This is a genomic window from Sphingobium sp. WCS2017Hpa-17 (genome assembly GCF_031843765.1).
In the GTDB taxonomy this organism is placed as follows: Bacteria; Pseudomonadota; Alphaproteobacteria; order Sphingomonadales; family Sphingomonadaceae; genus Sphingobium.
On sequence record NZ_JAVTIV010000018.1, the window covers coordinates 77,273 to 93,964 of the forward strand.

The 16,692-nt window shown below is 63.3% G+C and carries 20 protein-coding genes and 4 tRNA genes; 7 read left to right on the plus strand and 17 right to left on the minus strand.

Features of this window, described 5'->3' with window-relative positions; genetic code table 11:
• Positions 1-53 precede the first annotated feature (53 nt).
• The 3 genes from RQH62_RS19530 to tkt all read right to left on the minus strand — a co-directional run bounded on the left by RQH62_RS19530 (position 54) and on the right by tkt (position 4,450).
• Entirely contained in the window at positions 54-1,256 is a 1,203-nt protein-coding gene (locus RQH62_RS19530) for a phosphoglycerate kinase (protein ID WP_311270322.1), read from the minus strand.
• A gap of 143 nt (positions 1,257-1,399) precedes the next feature.
• Positions 1,400-2,410: a type I glyceraldehyde-3-phosphate dehydrogenase gene (gene gap / locus RQH62_RS19535; protein WP_311270323.1), complete on the minus strand. Its 1,011-nt coding sequence runs from the start codon at positions 2,408-2,410 to the stop codon at positions 1,400-1,402.
• A gap of 78 nt (positions 2,411-2,488) precedes the next feature.
• Positions 2,489-4,450, minus strand: coding sequence for a transketolase (gene tkt, locus RQH62_RS19540; RefSeq protein ID WP_311270324.1), 1,962 nt, complete (start codon positions 4,448-4,450; stop codon positions 2,489-2,491).
• A 180-nt stretch (positions 4,451-4,630) separates the two neighbouring features.
• On the opposite strand from tkt, the gene RQH62_RS19545 reads away from it, so the two are divergent.
• The 4 genes from RQH62_RS19545 to RQH62_RS19560 all read left to right on the plus strand — a co-directional run bounded on the left by RQH62_RS19545 (position 4,631) and on the right by RQH62_RS19560 (position 6,172).
• Positions 4,631-4,819 carry a hypothetical protein gene (locus RQH62_RS19545; RefSeq protein WP_311270325.1) on the plus strand — a complete coding sequence of 63 codons (189 nt, stop codon included), beginning with the start codon at positions 4,631-4,633 and terminating at the stop codon, positions 4,817-4,819.
• Positions 4,812-5,147: a cell division protein ZapA gene (locus RQH62_RS19550; protein WP_311270326.1), complete on the plus strand. Its 336-nt coding sequence runs from the start codon at positions 4,812-4,814 to the stop codon at positions 5,145-5,147. The genes RQH62_RS19545 and RQH62_RS19550 overlap by 8 nt, the downstream gene beginning before the upstream one ends.
• Before the next feature lie 204 nt (positions 5,148-5,351).
• On the plus strand, positions 5,352-5,939 hold the full coding sequence (locus RQH62_RS19555) for a 5-formyltetrahydrofolate cyclo-ligase (protein ID WP_311270327.1): 588 nt from the start codon (positions 5,352-5,354) through the stop codon (positions 5,937-5,939).
• Positions 5,936-6,172 (plus strand): DUF2842 domain-containing protein, encoded by a 237-nt coding sequence (locus RQH62_RS19560; protein ID WP_311270328.1) that lies wholly within the window; start codon positions 5,936-5,938, stop codon positions 6,170-6,172. The genes RQH62_RS19555 and RQH62_RS19560 overlap by 4 nt, the downstream gene beginning before the upstream one ends.
• Before the next feature lie 31 nt (positions 6,173-6,203).
• On the opposite strand, the gene RQH62_RS19565 is transcribed toward RQH62_RS19560, so the two are convergent.
• The 4 genes from RQH62_RS19565 to RQH62_RS19580 form a co-directional block, all read right to left on the minus strand.
• A tRNA-Asp gene (locus RQH62_RS19565) sits at positions 6,204-6,280 on the minus strand.
• A gap of 80 nt (positions 6,281-6,360) precedes the next feature.
• Positions 6,361-6,437: transfer RNA gene (locus RQH62_RS19570), tRNA-Asp, on the minus strand.
• 81 nt (positions 6,438-6,518) lie between these two features.
• Positions 6,519-6,595: transfer RNA gene (locus RQH62_RS19575), tRNA-Asp, on the minus strand.
• 42 nt (positions 6,596-6,637) lie between these two features.
• Positions 6,638-7,792, minus strand: coding sequence for an AI-2E family transporter (locus tag RQH62_RS19580; protein WP_311270329.1), 1,155 nt, complete (start codon positions 7,790-7,792; stop codon positions 6,638-6,640).
• Between the two features lie 165 nt (positions 7,793-7,957).
• Here RQH62_RS19580 and RQH62_RS19585 point away from each other — a divergent pair, with 165 nt between their 5' ends.
• The gene (locus tag RQH62_RS19585) at positions 7,958-8,437 is read left to right on the plus strand and encodes a hypothetical protein (RefSeq protein ID WP_311270330.1); all 480 of its coding nucleotides are present in this window, start codon (positions 7,958-7,960) and stop codon (positions 8,435-8,437) included.
• Positions 8,438-8,482: 45 nt separating this feature from the next.
• Here the strand turns inward: RQH62_RS19585 and RQH62_RS19590 are convergent, their stop codons facing one another.
• The 4 genes from RQH62_RS19590 to thyA form a co-directional block, all read right to left on the minus strand.
• On the minus strand, positions 8,483-9,805 hold the full coding sequence (locus RQH62_RS19590; protein WP_311270331.1) for a dihydrolipoamide acetyltransferase family protein: 1,323 nt from the start codon (positions 9,803-9,805) through the stop codon (positions 8,483-8,485).
• 5 nt (positions 9,806-9,810) lie between these two features.
• Positions 9,811-10,815: an alpha-ketoacid dehydrogenase subunit beta gene (locus RQH62_RS19595; protein ID WP_311270343.1), complete on the minus strand. Its 1,005-nt coding sequence runs from the start codon at positions 10,813-10,815 to the stop codon at positions 9,811-9,813.
• Positions 10,816-10,974: 159 nt separating this feature from the next.
• Positions 10,975-12,270, minus strand: a complete 1,296-nt coding sequence (locus RQH62_RS19600) for a 3-methyl-2-oxobutanoate dehydrogenase (2-methylpropanoyl-transferring) subunit alpha (RefSeq protein WP_311270332.1) — start codon at positions 12,268-12,270, stop codon at positions 10,975-10,977.
• Positions 12,271-12,410: 140 nt separating this feature from the next.
• Positions 12,411-13,349, minus strand: a complete 939-nt coding sequence (gene thyA / locus RQH62_RS19605; RefSeq protein ID WP_311270344.1) for a thymidylate synthase — start codon at positions 13,347-13,349, stop codon at positions 12,411-12,413.
• A gap of 145 nt (positions 13,350-13,494) precedes the next feature.
• On the opposite strand from thyA, the gene RQH62_RS19610 reads away from it, so the two are divergent.
• On the plus strand, positions 13,495-13,794 hold the full coding sequence (locus tag RQH62_RS19610; RefSeq protein ID WP_311270333.1) for a JAB domain-containing protein: 300 nt from the start codon (positions 13,495-13,497) through the stop codon (positions 13,792-13,794).
• 115 nt (positions 13,795-13,909) lie between these two features.
• A tRNA-Pro gene (locus RQH62_RS19615) sits at positions 13,910-13,986 on the plus strand.
• Between the two features lie 97 nt (positions 13,987-14,083).
• Here the strand turns inward: RQH62_RS19615 and RQH62_RS19620 are convergent.
• The 6 genes from RQH62_RS19620 to RQH62_RS19640 are packed head-to-tail and all read right to left on the minus strand — an operon-like array spanning position 14,084 to position 16,543.
• A complete protein-coding gene (locus RQH62_RS19620) occupies positions 14,084-14,878 on the minus strand; it encodes a site-specific integrase (RefSeq protein WP_311270334.1) in 795 nt (264 codons plus the stop codon).
• An 8-nt stretch (positions 14,879-14,886) separates the two neighbouring features.
• The gene (locus RQH62_RS24970; RefSeq protein WP_405053571.1) at positions 14,887-15,225 is read right to left on the minus strand and encodes an excisionase family DNA-binding protein; all 339 of its coding nucleotides are present in this window, start codon (positions 15,223-15,225) and stop codon (positions 14,887-14,889) included.
• Positions 15,225-15,620, minus strand: a complete 396-nt coding sequence (locus tag RQH62_RS19625) for a hypothetical protein (protein WP_311270335.1) — start codon at positions 15,618-15,620, stop codon at positions 15,225-15,227. Before RQH62_RS19625 ends, RQH62_RS24970 begins: the two co-directional genes overlap by 1 nt.
• Positions 15,613-15,903, minus strand: coding sequence for a hypothetical protein (locus RQH62_RS19630; RefSeq protein ID WP_311270336.1), 291 nt, complete (start codon positions 15,901-15,903; stop codon positions 15,613-15,615). Before RQH62_RS19630 ends, RQH62_RS19625 begins: the two co-directional genes overlap by 8 nt.
• Positions 15,900-16,280, minus strand: a complete 381-nt coding sequence (locus RQH62_RS19635) for a hypothetical protein (protein WP_311270337.1) — start codon at positions 16,278-16,280, stop codon at positions 15,900-15,902. The genes RQH62_RS19630 and RQH62_RS19635 overlap by 4 nt, the downstream gene beginning before the upstream one ends.
• 2 nt (positions 16,281-16,282) lie before the next feature.
• Positions 16,283-16,543, minus strand: coding sequence for a hypothetical protein (locus RQH62_RS19640; protein ID WP_311270338.1), 261 nt, complete (start codon positions 16,541-16,543; stop codon positions 16,283-16,285).
• Positions 16,544-16,692 lie beyond the last annotated feature (149 nt).

Sequence of the window (16,692 nt, forward strand, 5' to 3'; positions counted from 1 at the left end):
GAAGTCGAGGCACGCTGCTCGACTTTGCTCGAAGCGAACGGATTATTGCACGCTCAGACGAACAGTGCCTTCACGCCCGGCAGTTCCTTGCCTTCCATCCATTCCAGGAAAGCGCCGCCTGCGGTCGAAATGAAGCTGAAATCGCTGCCAACGCCCGCATGGTTGAGAGCCGCGACCGTATCGCCGCCGCCGGCCACCGACGTCAGTTGACCTTCCTTCGTCAGCGCGGCCGCCGTCTTCGCCAACGCGACGGTCGCCGCATCGAAGGGCGCAATCTCGAACGCGCCCAGCGGGCCGTTCCACACCAGGGTCCGGCAGTTCTTGAGCGCATCGCCCAGCGCCTCGACAGCCGCCGGGCCGACGTCCAGGATCATTTCGTCTTCCGCAACTTCATGCACGTTGCAGGTGCGTAAAGACGGCGGGTTGGCGGCAAATTCCTTCGCCACGACGACGTCATAGGGCAGATGGATGATGCAGCCGGCGGCTTCCGCCTTGTCGAAGATCGCTTCGGCCGTCTCAGCCAGATCCTTCTCGCACAGCGATTTGCCGACATCGACGCCGCGGGCATAGAGGAAGGTGTTGGCCATGCCGCCGCCGATGATCAGATGATCGACCTTGGCCACGAGGTTGTTGAGCACATCCAGCTTGGTCGACACTTTGGCGCCGCCCACGACGGCAGCCACCGGCTTCACCGGTTCGCCCAGAGCGGCCTGAAGCGCGTCCAATTCTTTCTCCATAGAGCGGCCCGCGAAGGCAGGCAGCTTGTGCGCGAGGCCCTCGGTCGAGGCATGGGCGCGGTGCGCGGCCGAGAAAGCGTCGTTGACATAAAGGTCGCCGATCGCGGCCATCGCCTCGACCAGCGCCGGGTCGTTCTTTTCCTCGCCGGGATGGAAGCGGGTATTTTCCAGGATCGCGATGTCGCCGTTCCGCATCACCTTGATACCGTCGGTCGCGGCTTCGCCCTGACAGTCGGGGATGAACTGCACGTCACGACCCAGCACCTGCGTCAGCGGGCGCGTGATCTTCGACAGCGAATATTCCGGGTTCTTCTGCCCCTTGGGGCGGCCGAAATGGGCGAGGATCAGCACCTTGGCGCCGCGATCGGCCAGTTCCAGCACAGTCGGCATCGCCGCACGCAGGCGGGTATCGTCGCTGACCGAACCGTCCTGCATGGGCACGTTCAGGTCTTCGCGCACCAGCACGATCTTGCCAGTGATGTCGCCCATATCGTCGAGCGTCTTGAAGGGCTTGGTCATGTTTTTCCCCTGATCCTAACAGACGTCATCCCAGCGAAGGCTGGGATCTCTCTCCCTTTCCCACGGTGAGGAAGAAAGCGAGATCCCAGCTTTCGCTGGGATGACGAAAAAAGAGGGGCAGGATAGCCTGCCCCTCGCACATATTACAGGAACTTCGCGACGACGCCGGTGGTGTCGATCATGCGGTTCGAGAAGCCCCATTCATTGTCGTACCAGCTGAGTACGCGGACCAGCTTGCCATCGACCACGGCGGTTTCCAGGCTGTCGACGGTCGAGCTGCGCGGATCGCCATTATAGTCGATCGACACCAGCGGCTCGTCCGAATAGCCCAGCACGCCCTTGAGCGGACCAGCTTCCGACGCGGCCTTGAGCAGGCTGTTGACCTCGTCCTTCGTGGTCGGGCGCTTCGGGATGAACTTCAGGTCCACGACCGAGACGTTCGGCGTCGGCACGCGGATAGAAGACCCGTCCAGCTTGCCCTTCAATTCAGGCAGAACTTCGCCCACAGCGCGGGCGGCGCCGGTGGAGGTCGGGATCTGCGACAGGGCAGCGGCGCGGGCGCGGCGCATGTCGCTGTGCAGCTGGTCCAGCGTATTCTGGTCGTTGGTGTAGCTGTGGATCGTCGTCATGAAGCCGCTTTCGATGCCGATCGCATCGTTCAGCACCTTGGCGAGCGGGGCCAGGCAGTTGGTGGTGCAGCTAGCGTTCGAAATCACGATGTCGTCGGCGGTCAGCGCGTCATGGTTGACGCCGAACACGACGGTGCGATCGACATTGGTGCCGGGCGCGGAAATGATCACGCGCTTGGCGCCGGCGGTCAGGTGGGCGCTGGCCTTGTCCTTCGTGGTGAAGATGCCGGTGCATTCCAGCGCGATTTCGACGCCCAGAGCAGCGTGCGGCAGGTTGGCGGGGTCGCGCTCTGCCGTCACCTTGATCTTCTTGCCGTCCACGACCAGAAAATCGCCGTCCACGCTGACGTCGCCGGCCCAGTTGCCATGCACGGAGTCGCGCTTGAACAGCAGGGCGTTGGACTTGACGTCGCCCAGATCGTTGATGCTGACCAGTTCAAGGTCATGGTCGGTGCGCGAAAGAATGGCGCGCGCCACCAAGCGGCCGATACGTCCAAAACCGTTAATTGCTACCTTCGTTGCCACTGCACTAGCCTCCTGGGGTGTTGTTGTTCGGTTATAGGTCAGGGGTGCGCGCCACCGATCGGCAGCGCGCAACCTGTTTTAGAGAGCAGCCGCGATCTGCGGCGCGATCTTGGCGGCGGTCAGGCCGAAATGATCGTAAAGGTCTTCCGCCGGGGCCGACGCGCCGAAGCTGTCGATGCCAAAGCGCAGGCCGTCAAGGCCGGTATAGCGTTCCCAGCCGAAGGTCGTGCCCGCCTCGATCGAGACGCGCAGCACGTCCGCAGGCAGGATATCGGCCTTGTAGGCAGCGTCCTGCGCATCGAAATGCGCGAAGCTGGGGACGGAGACGACGTCGGCACCGATGCCCTGTTCTTCCAAGACCTTGGCGGTGTTGACGGCGATTTCGACTTCCGAACCGGTGGCGAGGATCACCACCTTGCGCGCGGCGGTGGCGGCGACGAGGCGATAGGCGCCCTTGGCCGACAGATTCTCGCTCTTTTCCGTGCGCAACTGCGGCAGGTTCTGGCGGGTCAGCGCCAGCACCGATGGGCCAGTCGCGTCCTTCAGCGCCAGTTCCCAGCATTCCGCCGTTTCGACGATGTCGGCCGGGCGATAGACGTCCAGATTGGGGATCATGCGCATCGACATGACATGTTCGATCGGCTGGTGAGTCGGACCATCTTCGCCCAGACCGATCGAGTCGTGGGTCAGGACGTGGATGACGCGCTGCTGCTGGAGGGCGGCCAGACGGATGCCGCCGCGCATATAGTCAGAGAAGACGAGGAAGGTGCCGCCATAGGGGATCACGCCGCCATGCAGCGCCATGCCGTTCATCGCGCAGGCCATGCCGAATTCGCGGATGCCGTAATAGACGTAACGGCCCGAATAATCGTCCTTGGTCAGCGGACCGGTCGACTTGGTCTTGGTATTGTTGGAGCCGGTAAGGTCGGCCGAACCGCCCAGCGTTTCGGGCAGCAGATCGTTGATCGCGCCCAGCGCCAGTTCGCTCGCCTTGCGGGTCGCGACCTTCTGCGGATTGGCGATCAGGCTGTCGATATAGGCGGAAAGCGAGAAGTCAGCCGGCAGTTCACTAGCCATACGACGCGAAAATTCCGCTGCTTTCTCGTTGCTTGCGAGGCGAACTTCCCAAGCGGCGCGAACGTCGCGGCCCTTGGCACCAATTGCCTTCCAGGCGTCGGCAATATCGGCCGGGATGACGAAAGGTTCGGCAGTCCAGCTCAGAAACTCGCGAGCGGCAGCGACTTCGTCGGTGCCGAGTGCTGAGCCATGGACGCCCGAAGTGCCAGCCTTGTTCGGCGCGCCATAGCCGATCTTGGTGGCGCAGGCGACGATCGAGGGGCGGCTGTCGGCCACCGCTTCGGCCAGTGCGCGGCGCACGTCGGCGACGTCATGGCCATCGCACGATACGACATGCCAGCCGGTCGCGGCATAGCGCGCCAGCACATCTTCGCTGCTCGACAGGTCGACGGCACCGTCGATGGTGATTTTGTTATCGTCCCACAGCACGATCAGGCGGCCGAGGTTCAGATGACCGGCCAGACCGATGGCTTCATGGTTGATGCCTTCCATCAGGCAGCCGTCGCCCGCGATCACCCAGGTGCGATGATCGACCAGATCGTCGCCGAACTGTGCGTTCAGATGACGCTCGGCAATCGCCATGCCGACGGCGGTGGCCAGACCCGAACCCAGGGGGCCGGTCGTGGCTTCCACGCCCGCCAGCTCGAAATTCTCCGGGTGGCCGGCGCAGGGGCTGTGCAACTGGCGGAAATTCGCGATATCCTCGATCGTCGGCTTGGCATAGCCGGTCAGGTGCAGCAGCGAGTAGATCAGCATCGATCCATGGCCCGCCGACAGGACGAAACGGTCGCGGTCGGCCCATTTCGGCTGGGTCGGGTCGAACTTCAGATAATCGCCGAACAACACGGTCGCCACATCCGCCATGCCCATCGGCATGCCCGGATGGCCGCTATTGGCGGCCTGCACGGCGTCCATGGACAGCGCCCGGATGGCGTTGGCGAGCGACTTTTCGGAAACGGTCATCTGGGCTGGCGTCTTTCCTGAACATGGCAAGCGACGGCGCCCGCGCGCATGCAGGCGAGTCGAGATCGCGCCCCCTTTGTCGCGTCAAGCCCCATGCGTCAACCGCACGGGTGCCAAGAGCGGGGCCAGCTGCCCGAAAGAGCGCTTTTGCAGGGCCTTTTCTTTCGCTATGGATGAGCGATGGCAAGCGACCGCATGATGCAGGCGATCGGCACGCTGGAGCGTGCTGTGAGCCGGCTTGAACAGGATGTGGCGGGTCTGACGGCCCCGGCCGATCCCCGCCCCGCTGTGGACCAGAAGGCGGCGCGCGCCGCGCTGCGCTCCCTGGACGATCTTATCGACACGTTGAAAGGGCATGCGCATGGCTGAAACGACTTTAGTGATCGCCAGCCGCCATTATCAGATCCGCTGCCGCGACGGCGAGGAAGCGCATCTGGCGCATCTGGCCAGCCTGATCGAAGACAAGGCAAGGGTCGCCCAGCAAAGCACGCCGGGGCTGACGGAAGTGCGCACATTGCTGTTCGCCGCGCTGTTCCTGGCCGACGAACTCAACGAACTGAAGCGCGAAAACGCCGGCCGGCAGGCCCGGTTGCAACTGGATGGCGACGACGAACCGAGCGTTCAGGCGATCGAGGCTTTGGCGGGTCGGATAGAAAAGCTGCGCGACCGGCTTGCCGCACGGACCGACAACGCCTAGATTAGGCAATGACGGGCACTGCGCGGTACGAGCTTTAGCGAACATCCCTGAGGCGATAATCACATCCAAGGGGGCTGTCCCTGGGCGGGTTCCGGCCCGTTCTACATGGTCCCCACCTGACGTTGAGGCGTCAGAGGATATTCCAGCACACGGCCGAGGTGGTCCCGTCACCCTCCTTACATCTTCCAGTCCGATAAGGTCATCATGAGCGACGAGACGCCCGCCGCCGACAAGAACAGCCTGCGCGCCATCGCCCGGCAGCGGCGCAGCAGCTTCGTCGCCACGCTGGACCCGCTGGCGCATCGGCTGGCGTTCAAGGCCATCCCTTCCCCGCTCGCCCGCAGAATCGCCGACGCGAAAGTCGTGGCGCTCTATATGGGCCTGGATGATGAGGCGCCGGCGCAACGCATGGCGGCACAGTTGCAGGCGATAGGCAAGGTCATGGCCTTGCCGCGCGTACTCGACCGGCTGGGCAGCATGGATTTCCTGCCCTGGCAGCCGGAAGAGCCACTGGTGCCCGGCCTGTTCCGTACCAGCCATCCGGAACCGAAAGACGGCGCCGTCGCGCCCGATGTCATCATCGCACCACTGGTGGGCTTCGATCGGGCGATGAACCGGCTGGGTCAGGGCGGCGGCTATTATGACCGCGCCTTCGCCCGCTTCCCGGACGCGCTACGCGTGGGCATCGCATGGTCCGTTCAGGAACTGGACAACGTGCCCGCCGATCCATGGGATCTGCCGCTGGACATCATCATGACCGAAGTCGAACTGATCGAAGGACCGGAGCTATGAACATCGACCCGCGTCATTATCACCAGCCCAGTTGGCGCAAGCCGGCGGGCATGCTGGCGATCGTCGGGCTGATCGCGCTGTGGGCGATCATGGTGGGCAGCCTGTCCGGCCTGATCGGTGCATTGCCGATGTGGGCACAAGTGCCGGTCTATGTGGTGCTGGGGATCGTGTGGATCTGGATCTTGCCGCTGCGGCGGCTGCTGGCCTGGATGGAAACCGGGCGCTGGCGCTGAAATTCTAATTCCCATCGCTTGATAAAAGCGATGGCGCGAGTGACGGGGCTCGAACCCGCGACCTCCGGCGTGACAGGCCGGCACTCTAACCAACTGAGCTACACCCGCGTAGGCGCTGCATCCTTACCGGCTTAACAAGCCGCCAGATGATGCAATATCTGGGAAAATCACCCTCCGGTCAAGGAAGGTGGCGCGAGTGACGGGGCTCGAACCCGCGACCTCCGGCGTGACAGGCCGGCACTCTAACCAACTGAGCTACACCCGCGCAGGGTGACATCCATTCCGACTTTTCAGCCGCCAGACGATGCAGTCTGGAACACCATATCCACCCTCCGGTCAAGGAAAGTGGCGCGAGTGACGGGGCTCGAACCCGCGACCTCCGGCGTGACAGGCCGGCACTCTAACCAACTGAGCTACACCCGCGTTTGGTGTGGAGCCGCCGTCTATGAGCGTCCTGCGATGCTGTCAACCGTCCGCAACATCAGTTTCATCTTTCTCGTCATTTTCTTTGCGGCGCGGCACGGTCAGCGTGCCTTGCTCGAACAGGAAACCCGCAATATCCGGGGTGCCGGCGGCCGACACGACAGTCTGGATGATGATCAACAGCGGCACCGCCAGCAGCGCACCGGGCGTGCCCCACACCCATCCCCAAAAGGTCAGCGACAGGAGAATCAGCAGCGGGTTCATCGTCAGCCGCCGCCCCAGCAGTAGCGGGGTGATGACATTGGCCTCCACCAGATGGAAGCCGACCTGCAACCCGGCCGGCAGCAACGCGACATAGACGTCGTCAAATACCATCAGGCCGCCCAGCCCCAACAGCACGGCGGCCAGCATCGGCCCGAAATAGGGCACGAAGTTGAGCAACGCGACGATCCCGCCCCACATCAGCGGCGATGGCATGCCGATCAGCCACAGGGCGACCGCCACGGCGAGGCCGAGCGACAGGTTGATGATGGCGATGGTGATGACATAGGCCGATGTCGCATCGACCACATTCTGGATCACCCTCGCCACCGCCATAGCGCCGTCGAAACTGCCCCGGCTGTTGATCGTGCGCCGCCGCAGCCGGGTCCAGCCAGCGAGGAAGAAATAGATGATGAGCAGCGCGAATACCATCTGGATGATGGCGGAGGGCGCCGACGTGGCGGCAAATTGCAGCAGAGATCGTGGCGCCTCCACCGCGGCTGTCTGCGCCGCCGCAACCGGACCGGTGGCCAGCATCTGCACGGTTTCATCCACGAACCGCTGAAGATTGGCATAGAAATCGATCAGCGGCGCCAGGTTCGCCTGAATCTGTGGCAGGCGCTGCGGCAGTATCACGAACCATTCGGTCGCCGGCACCACGATCAGCACCAGCGCGGTATTGGCGACCAGCAGGAAGCCCACCACCGCAATCAGCGCCGCGAATCCCGACGGCAGCCCGCGCCGCTCCATCCACTCCAGCAGCGGAACCAAGGCGATTGCGACGACCAGCGCAGCGGTGAGCGGCAGGAAAAACTCTGCGCCCGCCCGCAGCGCGAAAGGCAGTGCCAGCAAAAGGCCGATGCCCGACGTCAGGGCGATCGACGCCAGCAGCCGGTCGCGACGCCGGTTGACCTCTTGCAACTCCGTCAATGGCACGCCTGATTCCCCTTTCGTTCACCCCGATGTGCGCCGCCAGCGTCGCAGCGTCAATTTACAAAGGGCGTCAGCATGACAGCACTCAAGGAAAAGAGCGGCTTAACCAAATATTTGCGCTCGATCGCTATGGACAGGCGCCAAGGGGACGAAGGAACGGGGAAGACTATGACGCGCAGGCTTTTCGCCTGGCTCGCCGGGGCGGCGGGCATGGCAGCCAGCTTGACAGGTGTGGCCGCTGCCCAGCCGGCGATGCGCCTCGACACGCAGATGTTCGTGGAACGGGTGTCGACCGACATTAACGGTCGGGCGCGCCGGACTTTGGCCAGCGCCGATCGGGTCAGCCCCGGCGACACGCTGATCGTCATCGTCCACTGGCGCAATGACGGCAGCCATGCGCTGCGCGATTCCGCGATTACCCGTCCGGTACCGCGCGGCATTCGCCCGGACATCAGCGATCCTACGATGATGGTGTCTGTAGACGGCGGCACCCATTGGGGGCGGCTTGACCAGATGTGGCTACCTACGCCTTTGGGCGGCGTGCGCCGCGCCGTGGCCGAGGACGTGACCCATATACGCTGGCAATTGCCCGACATGGTGCAGCCCGGCCGCGCCGGTCGCCTCAGCTATCGCGCGGTCATGCGCTGAACAGGCGAGCGGGCGACATGGTGCCGCCCGCCCCTACCTTTATACTCAGTCCACGAACAGGAAGGCCGGCGCCTCCAGCAGCTTGCGCACCGCCTGCACGAAGCTGGCCGCGTCCCAGCCGTCCACGACACGGTGGTCGCAACTGATCGACAGGTTCATCAGCTTCGCCGCGACAATCTCCTTGCCCTTGAAGACAGGTCGCTCGATCACGCGGTTCGGGCCGATGATCGCGACTTCGGGCCGGTTGATCACCGGCGTGGTCGCAATGCCGCCGAGCGGCCCCAGCGAAGTCAGCGTCAGGGTGGAGCCGGACAGTTCCTCCGACTTCGCCTTGCCGCTGCGCGCAGCCTCTGCAAGGCGACGGATTTCGGTCGCCAGCTGCCACACATTGCGATCCTGCGCATCACGGATCACCGGCACCATCAGGCCCGCGTCCGTCTGCGTCGCCATGCCCAGATGCACCGAACCATGCCGCGTCACCACGCCCGCTTCATCATCATAACGGGCGTTGAGCATCGGGAAGTCCGGCAAAGCCTTGCACAGCGCCACAATCAGCAGCGGCAGCATGGTGAGCTTGGGTCGGTCGCCACGGTTGGCGTTCAACTGCTCGCGCAGTTCCTCCAGCGCGGTGACGTCGATTTCCTCGACATAGGTGAAGTGTGGAATGTGGCGCTTCGACGCGGCCATATTCTCCGCGATCCGACGGCGCATGCCGATGACCTTGACCTGCTCGTCGGCACGCTTGGCGGAACGTCCGGCCGGACGATAGCCCTGCCCCTGTCCATAGAGCAGATAGGCGTCGAGGTCCGAATGGCGGATATGGTCGCCGGCAGGCTTCACCTGCGACAGGTCGACACCCAGTTCCTTGGCACGCGCACGCACGGCGGGAGAGGCGAGGATGGGTTCGGCACTAACTATTCCCCTCCCTTCCAGGGAGGGGTTAGGGGTGGGTGCCGGCGAAGCCGGCTCTTCTACCGCAGCGACAAAAGGCTCGCTATGCTCGCCACCCATCCCCGGCCCCTCCCTAGAAGGGAGGGGAGTTTCGGTAGCTCCCCCAACCACTGTCTCGCCGGGCACTTCCGCCTCGATCGTTTCGACCGACGGCGGCGGGGCAGCAGCGGCTTCGCCTTCCACCTCGATCTCCACCAACATCGCGCCGATCGAAATCTGGTCGCCCGGTTCGCCGGCCAGCCGCACGACCGTGCCCGCGACGGGGCTTTCCATCTCGACTGTTGCCTTGTCGGTCATCATGTCGGCGATCGGCTGGTCTTCCTCGACCCGGTCGCCGACCTTGACGTGCCAGCCGACGATTTCGGCCTGTGCGATGCCTTCGCCGATATCCGGCAGCTTGAATGTGAAAAGAGCCATGGCGCTCAGTCCTTCATGATCTTGTTGATAGCTTCGCGGATGCGCACCGGGCCGGGGAAATAGGCCCATTCCAGACTGTGCGGATAGGGTGTGTCAAAGCCGGTGACGCGCTCGATCGGCGCTTCGAGATGATAGAAGCAACGCTCCTGCACCTGCGCGAGCAACTCCGCGCCAAAGCCGCTCGTGCGGGTCGCCTCATGCACGATCAGGCAGCGGCCAGTCTTGCGCACCGATTCCTCGATCGTGTCGATGTCGAGCGGGACAAGGCTGCGCAGGTCGATAATCTCGGCATCGACGCCATGCGCCGCGACCGTATTCTCCACCACATGCACCATCGTGCCGTAGCAGAGGATCGTCAGCGCCTGCCCTACCCGCGCGATCCGCGCCTTGCCCAGCGGGATGCGATAATAGCCGGCCGGCACCTGTGCATCGGCATGCCCTGCCCAGCTTTTCGCCGGCGTATCATAATGGCCGTCGAACGGGCCATTATAGATGCGCTTGGGTTCGAAGAAGATAGTCGGATCATTATCCTCGATCGCGGCGATCAGCAGCCCCTTGGCATCATAGGGGGTCGACGGGATCACCGTCTTGATCCCCGAACAATGGGTGAAGATGCCTTCGGGCGACTGGCTGTGCGTCTGGCCACCGAAGATGCCGCCGCCAAAGGGCGACCGTACCGTCATCGGCGCGATGAATTCGCCGGCCGACCGATAGCGCAGCCGCGCCGCTTCCGACACCAACTGGTCCAGCGCGGGATAGATGTAATCGGCAAACTGGATCTCCGGCACCGGGCGCAGGCCATAGGCGCCCATGCCGACCGCCACGCCGATGATCCCGCATTCGGTGATCGGCGTGTCGAACACCCGGTTCTTGCCATGTTTCTGCTGAAGGCCGGCGGTCGCGCGGAACACCCCGCCGAAATAGCCGACATCCTCGCCCATCACGACCACGGTGGGGTCGCGCTCCATCATGACGTCCATGGCGCTGTTGATCGCCTGGATCATGTTCATCTGCTGCACGTCGGCAGGCGTTTCGATCAGAGTATCAGTCATGAAAAACCTCCGTCATGCCAGCGAAAGCTGGCATCTCTCTGCCTTCCGGCGAGAGGGCGGAAAGAAGAAGCGAGATCCCAGCCTGCGCTGGGATAACGGACATGGTGGATGGCGCGCTCACAGCCCGGCCGCCTTCCATTCGTCCAGCATCTGCTGCTGCTGTTCCTTGAGGTGCCGGGGCATTTCCTCGAACACATCCTCGAACATCGATTCCATCGGGTGATGGAGGCCATGGCCAAGGATGCCGTTCTTCTCTGCCTCGCGCGCGGCGTCACGGACCAGTTCGGCCAGTTCCTTGTCCATCGCGGCGTGGCGATCCTCGTCCCAGATGCCGAGCGTGATGCAATGCGCCTTCAACCGCGCGATCGGGTCACCCAGCGGCCAGAGGCTGCTTTCCTCGGCGGAGCGATAGGCGGTCGGATCATCCGACGTGCTATGCCCTTCGACGCGATAGGTAAAATGCTCGATCAGCGTCGGCCCGCCATTGGCCCGCGCCCGATCGGCGGCCCAGCGCGTCGCGGCATAGACGGCAAGGATGTCGTTACCGTCGACCCGCAGGCCGGCAATGCCATAGCCCACGGCGCGCGCGGCGAAGGTTGTGGCCTCCGCTCCCGCAAAACCTGAAAAGCTGCTGATAGCCCACTGGTTATTCACGACATTCATGATAACTGGCGCGCGATAAACACTGGCGAAGGTGCAGGCCGAATGGAAATCGCCCTCAGCCGTCGATCCCTCGCCGCACCATGTTGCCGCGATCCGGGTGTCGCCCCGCGCCGCGCTGGCCATCGCCCAGCCGACCGCCTGCGGATATTGGGTCGTCAAATTGCCGGAGATGGAGAAGAATCCCGCCTCCCGCGCCGAATACATGATCGGCAACTGGCGCCCCTTCAACCGGTCGCCGGTGTTGGAATAAATCTGGTTCATCATGTCGACCAGCGGCCAGTCACGGGCGAGCAAGATGCCCTGCTGGCGATAGCTGGGGAAGCACATATCGTCGCGCGCCAGCGCCAGAGCAGCGCCGATCGACACAGCCTCCTCGCCGGTAGACTTCATGTAGAAGCTGGTCTTGCCCTGCCGCTGGGCGCGGAACATGCGCGCGTCGAACGCGCGGGTCAGCGCCATGTAGCGCAGCATCCGCAACAGCGTCTCAGGCGGCAGCTTGGGGTTCCAGGCCCCGACGGCCGCGCCATCCTCATCCAGCACGCGGATCAGGCCATAGGCCATGTCGCGCATGTCGCCGGGCTGCGCCGCCTCGTCGGGGCGCGGCGCGGCATCGGCGGCCGGAATGTCGAAATGGGTGAAGTCGGCGCTTTCGCCGGGCCGCGCGGGCGGCTCTGGCACATGCAGGCGCAGCGGCGGAAGATTCCGCCCGGCCTGCCCTTGCGTGACGCCTGATCCGATGGGATCGCTCATCCTGCCTCCTATGGTGCATTGCAATAATATTGCTTGCGGCAATTATTAAATTACAACACCACGAAAGGCAAGCCTTCCTTACCCATTTTTCCTTTTTGCTATCGTTTCAACTGTCCAACTCGCTGTCTCTTCGACGGCTTTCAGACAGCGACCGGCGCGGAAATATGGGCCTGCGGCGCGTAATCGCTCACCTCGAAATCTTCGATGCGATAATCGAAAATAGTCGAAGGCCGCCGATTGATCCGCAATTTCGGTGTGCCGGACGGATTTCGCGACATCTGCTCCTCCACCAAGTCGGCATGGTTGAGGTAGAGATGGACGTCCCCGCCCTGCCAGACCACTTCACCAGGCTCCAGATCGCATTGCTGCGCCAGCATCCGGGTGATCATCGACAGGCCGAAAATATTGAAGGCAAAGCCAAGGCCCAGATCGCAACTACGCTGGAACAGCAGGCCGTTGAGGCGACCGTTGGAAACCTGAAACTGATAGGTCATGTGGCAGGGCGGCAGCGCCATCTGCGCAACTTCCGCCACATTCCAGCCGGTGAAGAGCAGCCGGCGCGATCCGGGCGTGGCGCGAATCGCATCGACCAGTCCGGCAATCTGGTTATGCCCCTGCGCCGCGCGGCGGAACAGGCCGTCGCCCGCCGGTTCATAACGCGGCCAGTTCACCCATTGCGCGCCATAGACCGGCCCCAGATCGCCCCATTGCCGGGCAAAATCCTCATCCGCGATGATTCGGGCCTCGAACGTATCGCGGTCGATCGCTTCACCCGTCGCCCGGCGATAGGCGTCGAGCGGCCAGTCGGTCCAGATATGCACATTCTGCTTCACCAGTTCGCGGATATTGGTGTCGCCGGTCAGGAACCACAGCATCTCCCGCGCCGCGACCTTCCAATAGACCCGCTTGGTCGTCAGCAGCGGCACGGCATCGTCCGCCAGCGAGAATCGCATCGTCGCGCCAAGAATCGAGCGAGTGCCCACACCGGTACGATCCACCCGTTCATCGCCATGGCGCCAGATATGTCGCATCAGGTCCAGATATTGCTGCTCATAATGGGGGACGGACGAAGAAGACATATCGGTCAAAGCAGGTTCCTGAGCATGCGAGTCTGGATAGGCCGGCTGTAGCCCAGCACCGCCGCCGCGCCAATCTTGGGCGGCCACTCCATAATGGATCAGCTTCTACTGGCAGGCGCCCCGCCCGTTCCGTCATGCTGGCGTTATGACGGACCGCGACACGCTGCTGCTGGCATTGCTCGACACGGACTGGCGGCCGCGCGGCATCGTCCCCCTGCAACCGGACTGGCGCGGGACGTTCGGCCGGATATTGTCGATGGACGGTCAATGGCTGGCGCTGATCCAGCAACGCGCCGCCGGCACGTCCTGCCTGCCCCGCCCCGACGACATCATGCTGACCCGCCTGCTCGCCCGCCGCCTGCGCCCGCTCGATATGCACCTCGCCGACCATGTCATACAGGCTGGACCAGCCCGTTTCAGCTTCCGCGCGGAAGGGCTGCTCTGATGATTTTGCGATCATTGCAAAAAAACGTCATTGCCCGCTTGCCAGCCCGGAAACCCCTGTCTATAGGCCCACTCCTGCCTTACGGGGCCGCCCACAAAGCGGTTTCGGCATCGGTCGGGGAATAGCTCAGCCTGGTAGAGCACTGTCTTCGGGAGGCAGGGGCCGGAGGTTCGAATCCTCTTTCCCCGACCAACTTCTTTTCCAACAACCCACGGTTTATAGCCGTTCTGCCCGGTTTGCGCAAGCAAACTGAGGCAGGGGTTGAAGGTTCTTATTGAACCTTGCTCCATCAAAACGGCCTCCTCTGAACCGCGTTGGCAACCCCCTTCAAATATCCGGGGCTGAACCGCGCATAGTGCTTTTGGGTCGTGCTATCGTCGTCGTGGCCCATGAATTGGGCCAGCGCCGCCATGGATATGCCATTTTCCGCAGCCCAGACCGCGCCAGTATGGCGAAGCATGTATGGCGTCACCTGAACGCCGCTGCGCTCGCTGGCCGCCTGAAAAGCCTTCTTGATGCTGGCGATCGGCTGACCGCCGCGCTCAATCACATGCGATATCTGGCGAGCCTCGTAGGCCTTGACCAGTTCGGCCCGCAGTTCATCATTCATCGTCACGACGGGCCGCCGCTTCGCTGTCTGGCGCCTGCCTGCCGGGTTGAGGTCGATCAATCCGCGCGCGAAGTCGATTCGGTCCCATGTCAGTTCGAGAATCGCCTTGGGTCGCGCCATCGTATAGAGGCCAAGCAGCACATAGAGGCGGGCATGTGGCGCAACGACGCCATCATAGAACTTCTCGAATTGCGCGTGGGTCAGGTGGCGGATCTTCCGATCCGCTACCGGCGGCAACCACATTTCCGGCTTAGGCTTCTTCGCCCACTTCACCGCCGTGGACACCATCAGCAACTCATAGCGAATCGTCGCCGGGGCCGCCTTGCGCTGCCTGTCGTATGACCGACACATTTCCGGATCGATCAGGGCAGGGTCCGTCTTCTCCCAGAAGGGCTTCATGGCCTTCCATGCGTCACGGCGGCGCGGGGCAGACGCTTTATCGTCACGATCCAGCGATGCGATATAGCCCGCCATGATCTCGCCTACCGTGCCGGCGCTGTCGCTGGCGCTCGCTTGCCAGATGGAACGAGCTTCCGCTTCCGCGCCCGGACGATCTTGAGCGTCGAGCCTGATTCGACGTCGCTTTCCGTCTGACTCTTTCCAGACCATGGCGAATCGCCCAAGGAGGCGCTGGACGGTGTATGGCTCTGACATTCAACTCTCTCAACTTCATCGGCCGGGACGCGGATCAGCACGCCAAGCCGGAATGACCGCAATTCGCCGCGATCGATCATCTTGCGTATAAGGCCTTCGCTGCAACCCCATCGGTCGGCCAGGTTCGGCACGGTGAAGGGCTTCTCGATTTTCTGGACGGCACCCACTACCCTTCCTCCCCCTTCAATGCAGCGTCGATCGGAGGCGCGGGAAGCGGCATCCAGTGCGAATAGTCGTCTATGTTCGACCAGCCATGATCGCAATCGGGATGGATTTCGCCCGTCTCGTCGTCAGCCCAGATGACATAGGTTTCCCACCAGCGCGCGCCCGTCTTGACGTTCCGGACGATGGCGGTCGCAAGGAAATGGGTGCCATCACGCGGCGCGGTTTCGATCGGTTGCCAGCCCGCTTCCTCGCGCATGGCCTTGATGGCGGCGGTGGCGAGTTGCCTCCAGATACCAGCGCTGGTACCTGCGGTGGTCCAAAACAGTTCATCGGCAGGCTTCCCAGCGTCCGCTTGCATCGCCCGCGCGACTTTCTCGATCATGCTCTGATCAGTCATGGGCGGCGTCCTTCTTCTCGATCGTGATCCGAAGCGTCGTTATGTCGAAACCGCGCGTCTCCAGTTCCTCGACCAGTGAGGGGTGATATTCATGGCCGGGGCCGGGGAATTTGGCGTGCAGCGTCTTCTCGGTGATCGCGTGCATGATGAGGCGAGCGGTGCATTTCATGTCCGTGCCAGCGCCCCATGCGACGCACAGGTCAGGATTGTTGTGGCGATCGACACGGCCATAGACGATCTTGATCTGGCCGGGCTTGGCAGTTGGAGTGCGCCAGCGTTTCATTCCCCGGCCTCCGCTCTTGCGCGCAGGGCGGCGGCGCATAGGGCGAGCGCGGGGGTTGCGGCCAGCCCATGCTCTGTGCTTTCCATGGTCAGGACCGTTGCGCAGGGTTGCTCGTCTTCCAGAGCGCTGGTCATGCTCCACGACGCGCCTTCCGGAACAAGCGTTATAGCGGCATCGATTGAGCCACTATAGCGCGGCAACAATGCCCACCCCGGAAACACCGGAACAACCAGCGCTCCAAGGGGCCATCCAACGCCACCAACGCGCGCCGGAAACGTTGTGACTGCCTCATGGATTTCAGCGTCGAGTCTAGCATTGCCGTCCTCCGCCGCCTCCACCCGATCCGCCAGCGCCAGCAGGGTTGCGCGGTCAGTCATGGTCATTCCTCCACCCAATAGGCAAGATCATCATCCGTGACCTGAATGGCGGCCTCGATCGTGCGTGGCTTCGGATCGTCAGGCCAATCGGTGTCCCATGTCGCCATGGCCGCGTCGTAAGCCTCTTCCATCGTAAAAGGCGGCTCCACGCCGTTCATGTGGTTCATGTACCGGGTCGCCATCGTCTGGATGATCTGCGCGCGGAAAATCACAGGATCGACATCGACCGGCGCGGCGACCGGATAATCAAGCGCCTCAGCCATGTTCCACCTCCACCACCCGCAGCGGCAACGGAGGCCGCGATGCCGGGTCAACGTCATCGCTGAACCGGCGCTCAATCTCGCGATCTTCCGCCCGGTGTTCGGCGCACATCAGGCCATGGTCGGCGTGCTGGCCTTCGCAGGCTTCCGAC

Coding starts and splice junctions, on each gene's coding strand:
- RQH62_RS19630 (WP_311270336.1), bottom strand. CDS start 15,903: ATGAAACGCTGGCGCACTCCAACTGCCAAGCCCGGCCAGATCAAGATC.
- RQH62_RS19560 (WP_311270328.1), top strand. CDS start 5,936: ATGAACATCGACCCGCGTCATTATCACCAGCCCAGTTGGCGCAAGCCG.
- RQH62_RS19640 (WP_311270338.1), bottom strand. CDS start 16,543: ATGGCTGAGGCGCTTGATTATCCGGTCGCCGCGCCGGTCGATGTCGAT.
- RQH62_RS19635 (WP_311270337.1), bottom strand. CDS start 16,280: ATGACTGACCGCGCAACCCTGCTGGCGCTGGCGGATCGGGTGGAGGCG.
- RQH62_RS19620 (WP_311270334.1), bottom strand. CDS start 14,878: ATGGCGGGCTATATCGCATCGCTGGATCGTGACGATAAAGCGTCTGCC.
- tkt (WP_311270324.1), bottom strand. CDS start 4,450: ATGACCGTTTCCGAAAAGTCGCTCGCCAACGCCATCCGGGCGCTGTCC.
- RQH62_RS19530 (WP_311270322.1), bottom strand. CDS start 1,256: ATGACCAAGCCCTTCAAGACGCTCGACGATATGGGCGACATCACTGGC.
- thyA (WP_311270344.1), bottom strand. CDS start 13,349: ATGTCTTCTTCGTCCGTCCCCCATTATGAGCAGCAATATCTGGACCTG.
- RQH62_RS19585 (WP_311270330.1), top strand. CDS start 7,958: ATGACGCGCAGGCTTTTCGCCTGGCTCGCCGGGGCGGCGGGCATGGCA.
- RQH62_RS19595 (WP_311270343.1), bottom strand. CDS start 10,815: ATGAACATGATCCAGGCGATCAACAGCGCCATGGACGTCATGATGGAG.
- RQH62_RS19550 (WP_311270326.1), top strand. CDS start 4,812: ATGGCTGAAACGACTTTAGTGATCGCCAGCCGCCATTATCAGATCCGC.
- RQH62_RS19590 (WP_311270331.1), bottom strand. CDS start 9,805: ATGGCTCTTTTCACATTCAAGCTGCCGGATATCGGCGAAGGCATCGCA.
- RQH62_RS19625 (WP_311270335.1), bottom strand. CDS start 15,620: ATGACTGATCAGAGCATGATCGAGAAAGTCGCGCGGGCGATGCAAGCG.
- RQH62_RS19545 (WP_311270325.1), top strand. CDS start 4,631: ATGGCAAGCGACCGCATGATGCAGGCGATCGGCACGCTGGAGCGTGCT.
- RQH62_RS19610 (WP_311270333.1), top strand. CDS start 13,495: ATGACGGACCGCGACACGCTGCTGCTGGCATTGCTCGACACGGACTGG.
- RQH62_RS19600 (WP_311270332.1), bottom strand. CDS start 12,270: ATGAGCGATCCCATCGGATCAGGCGTCACGCAAGGGCAGGCCGGGCGG.
- RQH62_RS19555 (WP_311270327.1), top strand. CDS start 5,352: ATGAGCGACGAGACGCCCGCCGCCGACAAGAACAGCCTGCGCGCCATC.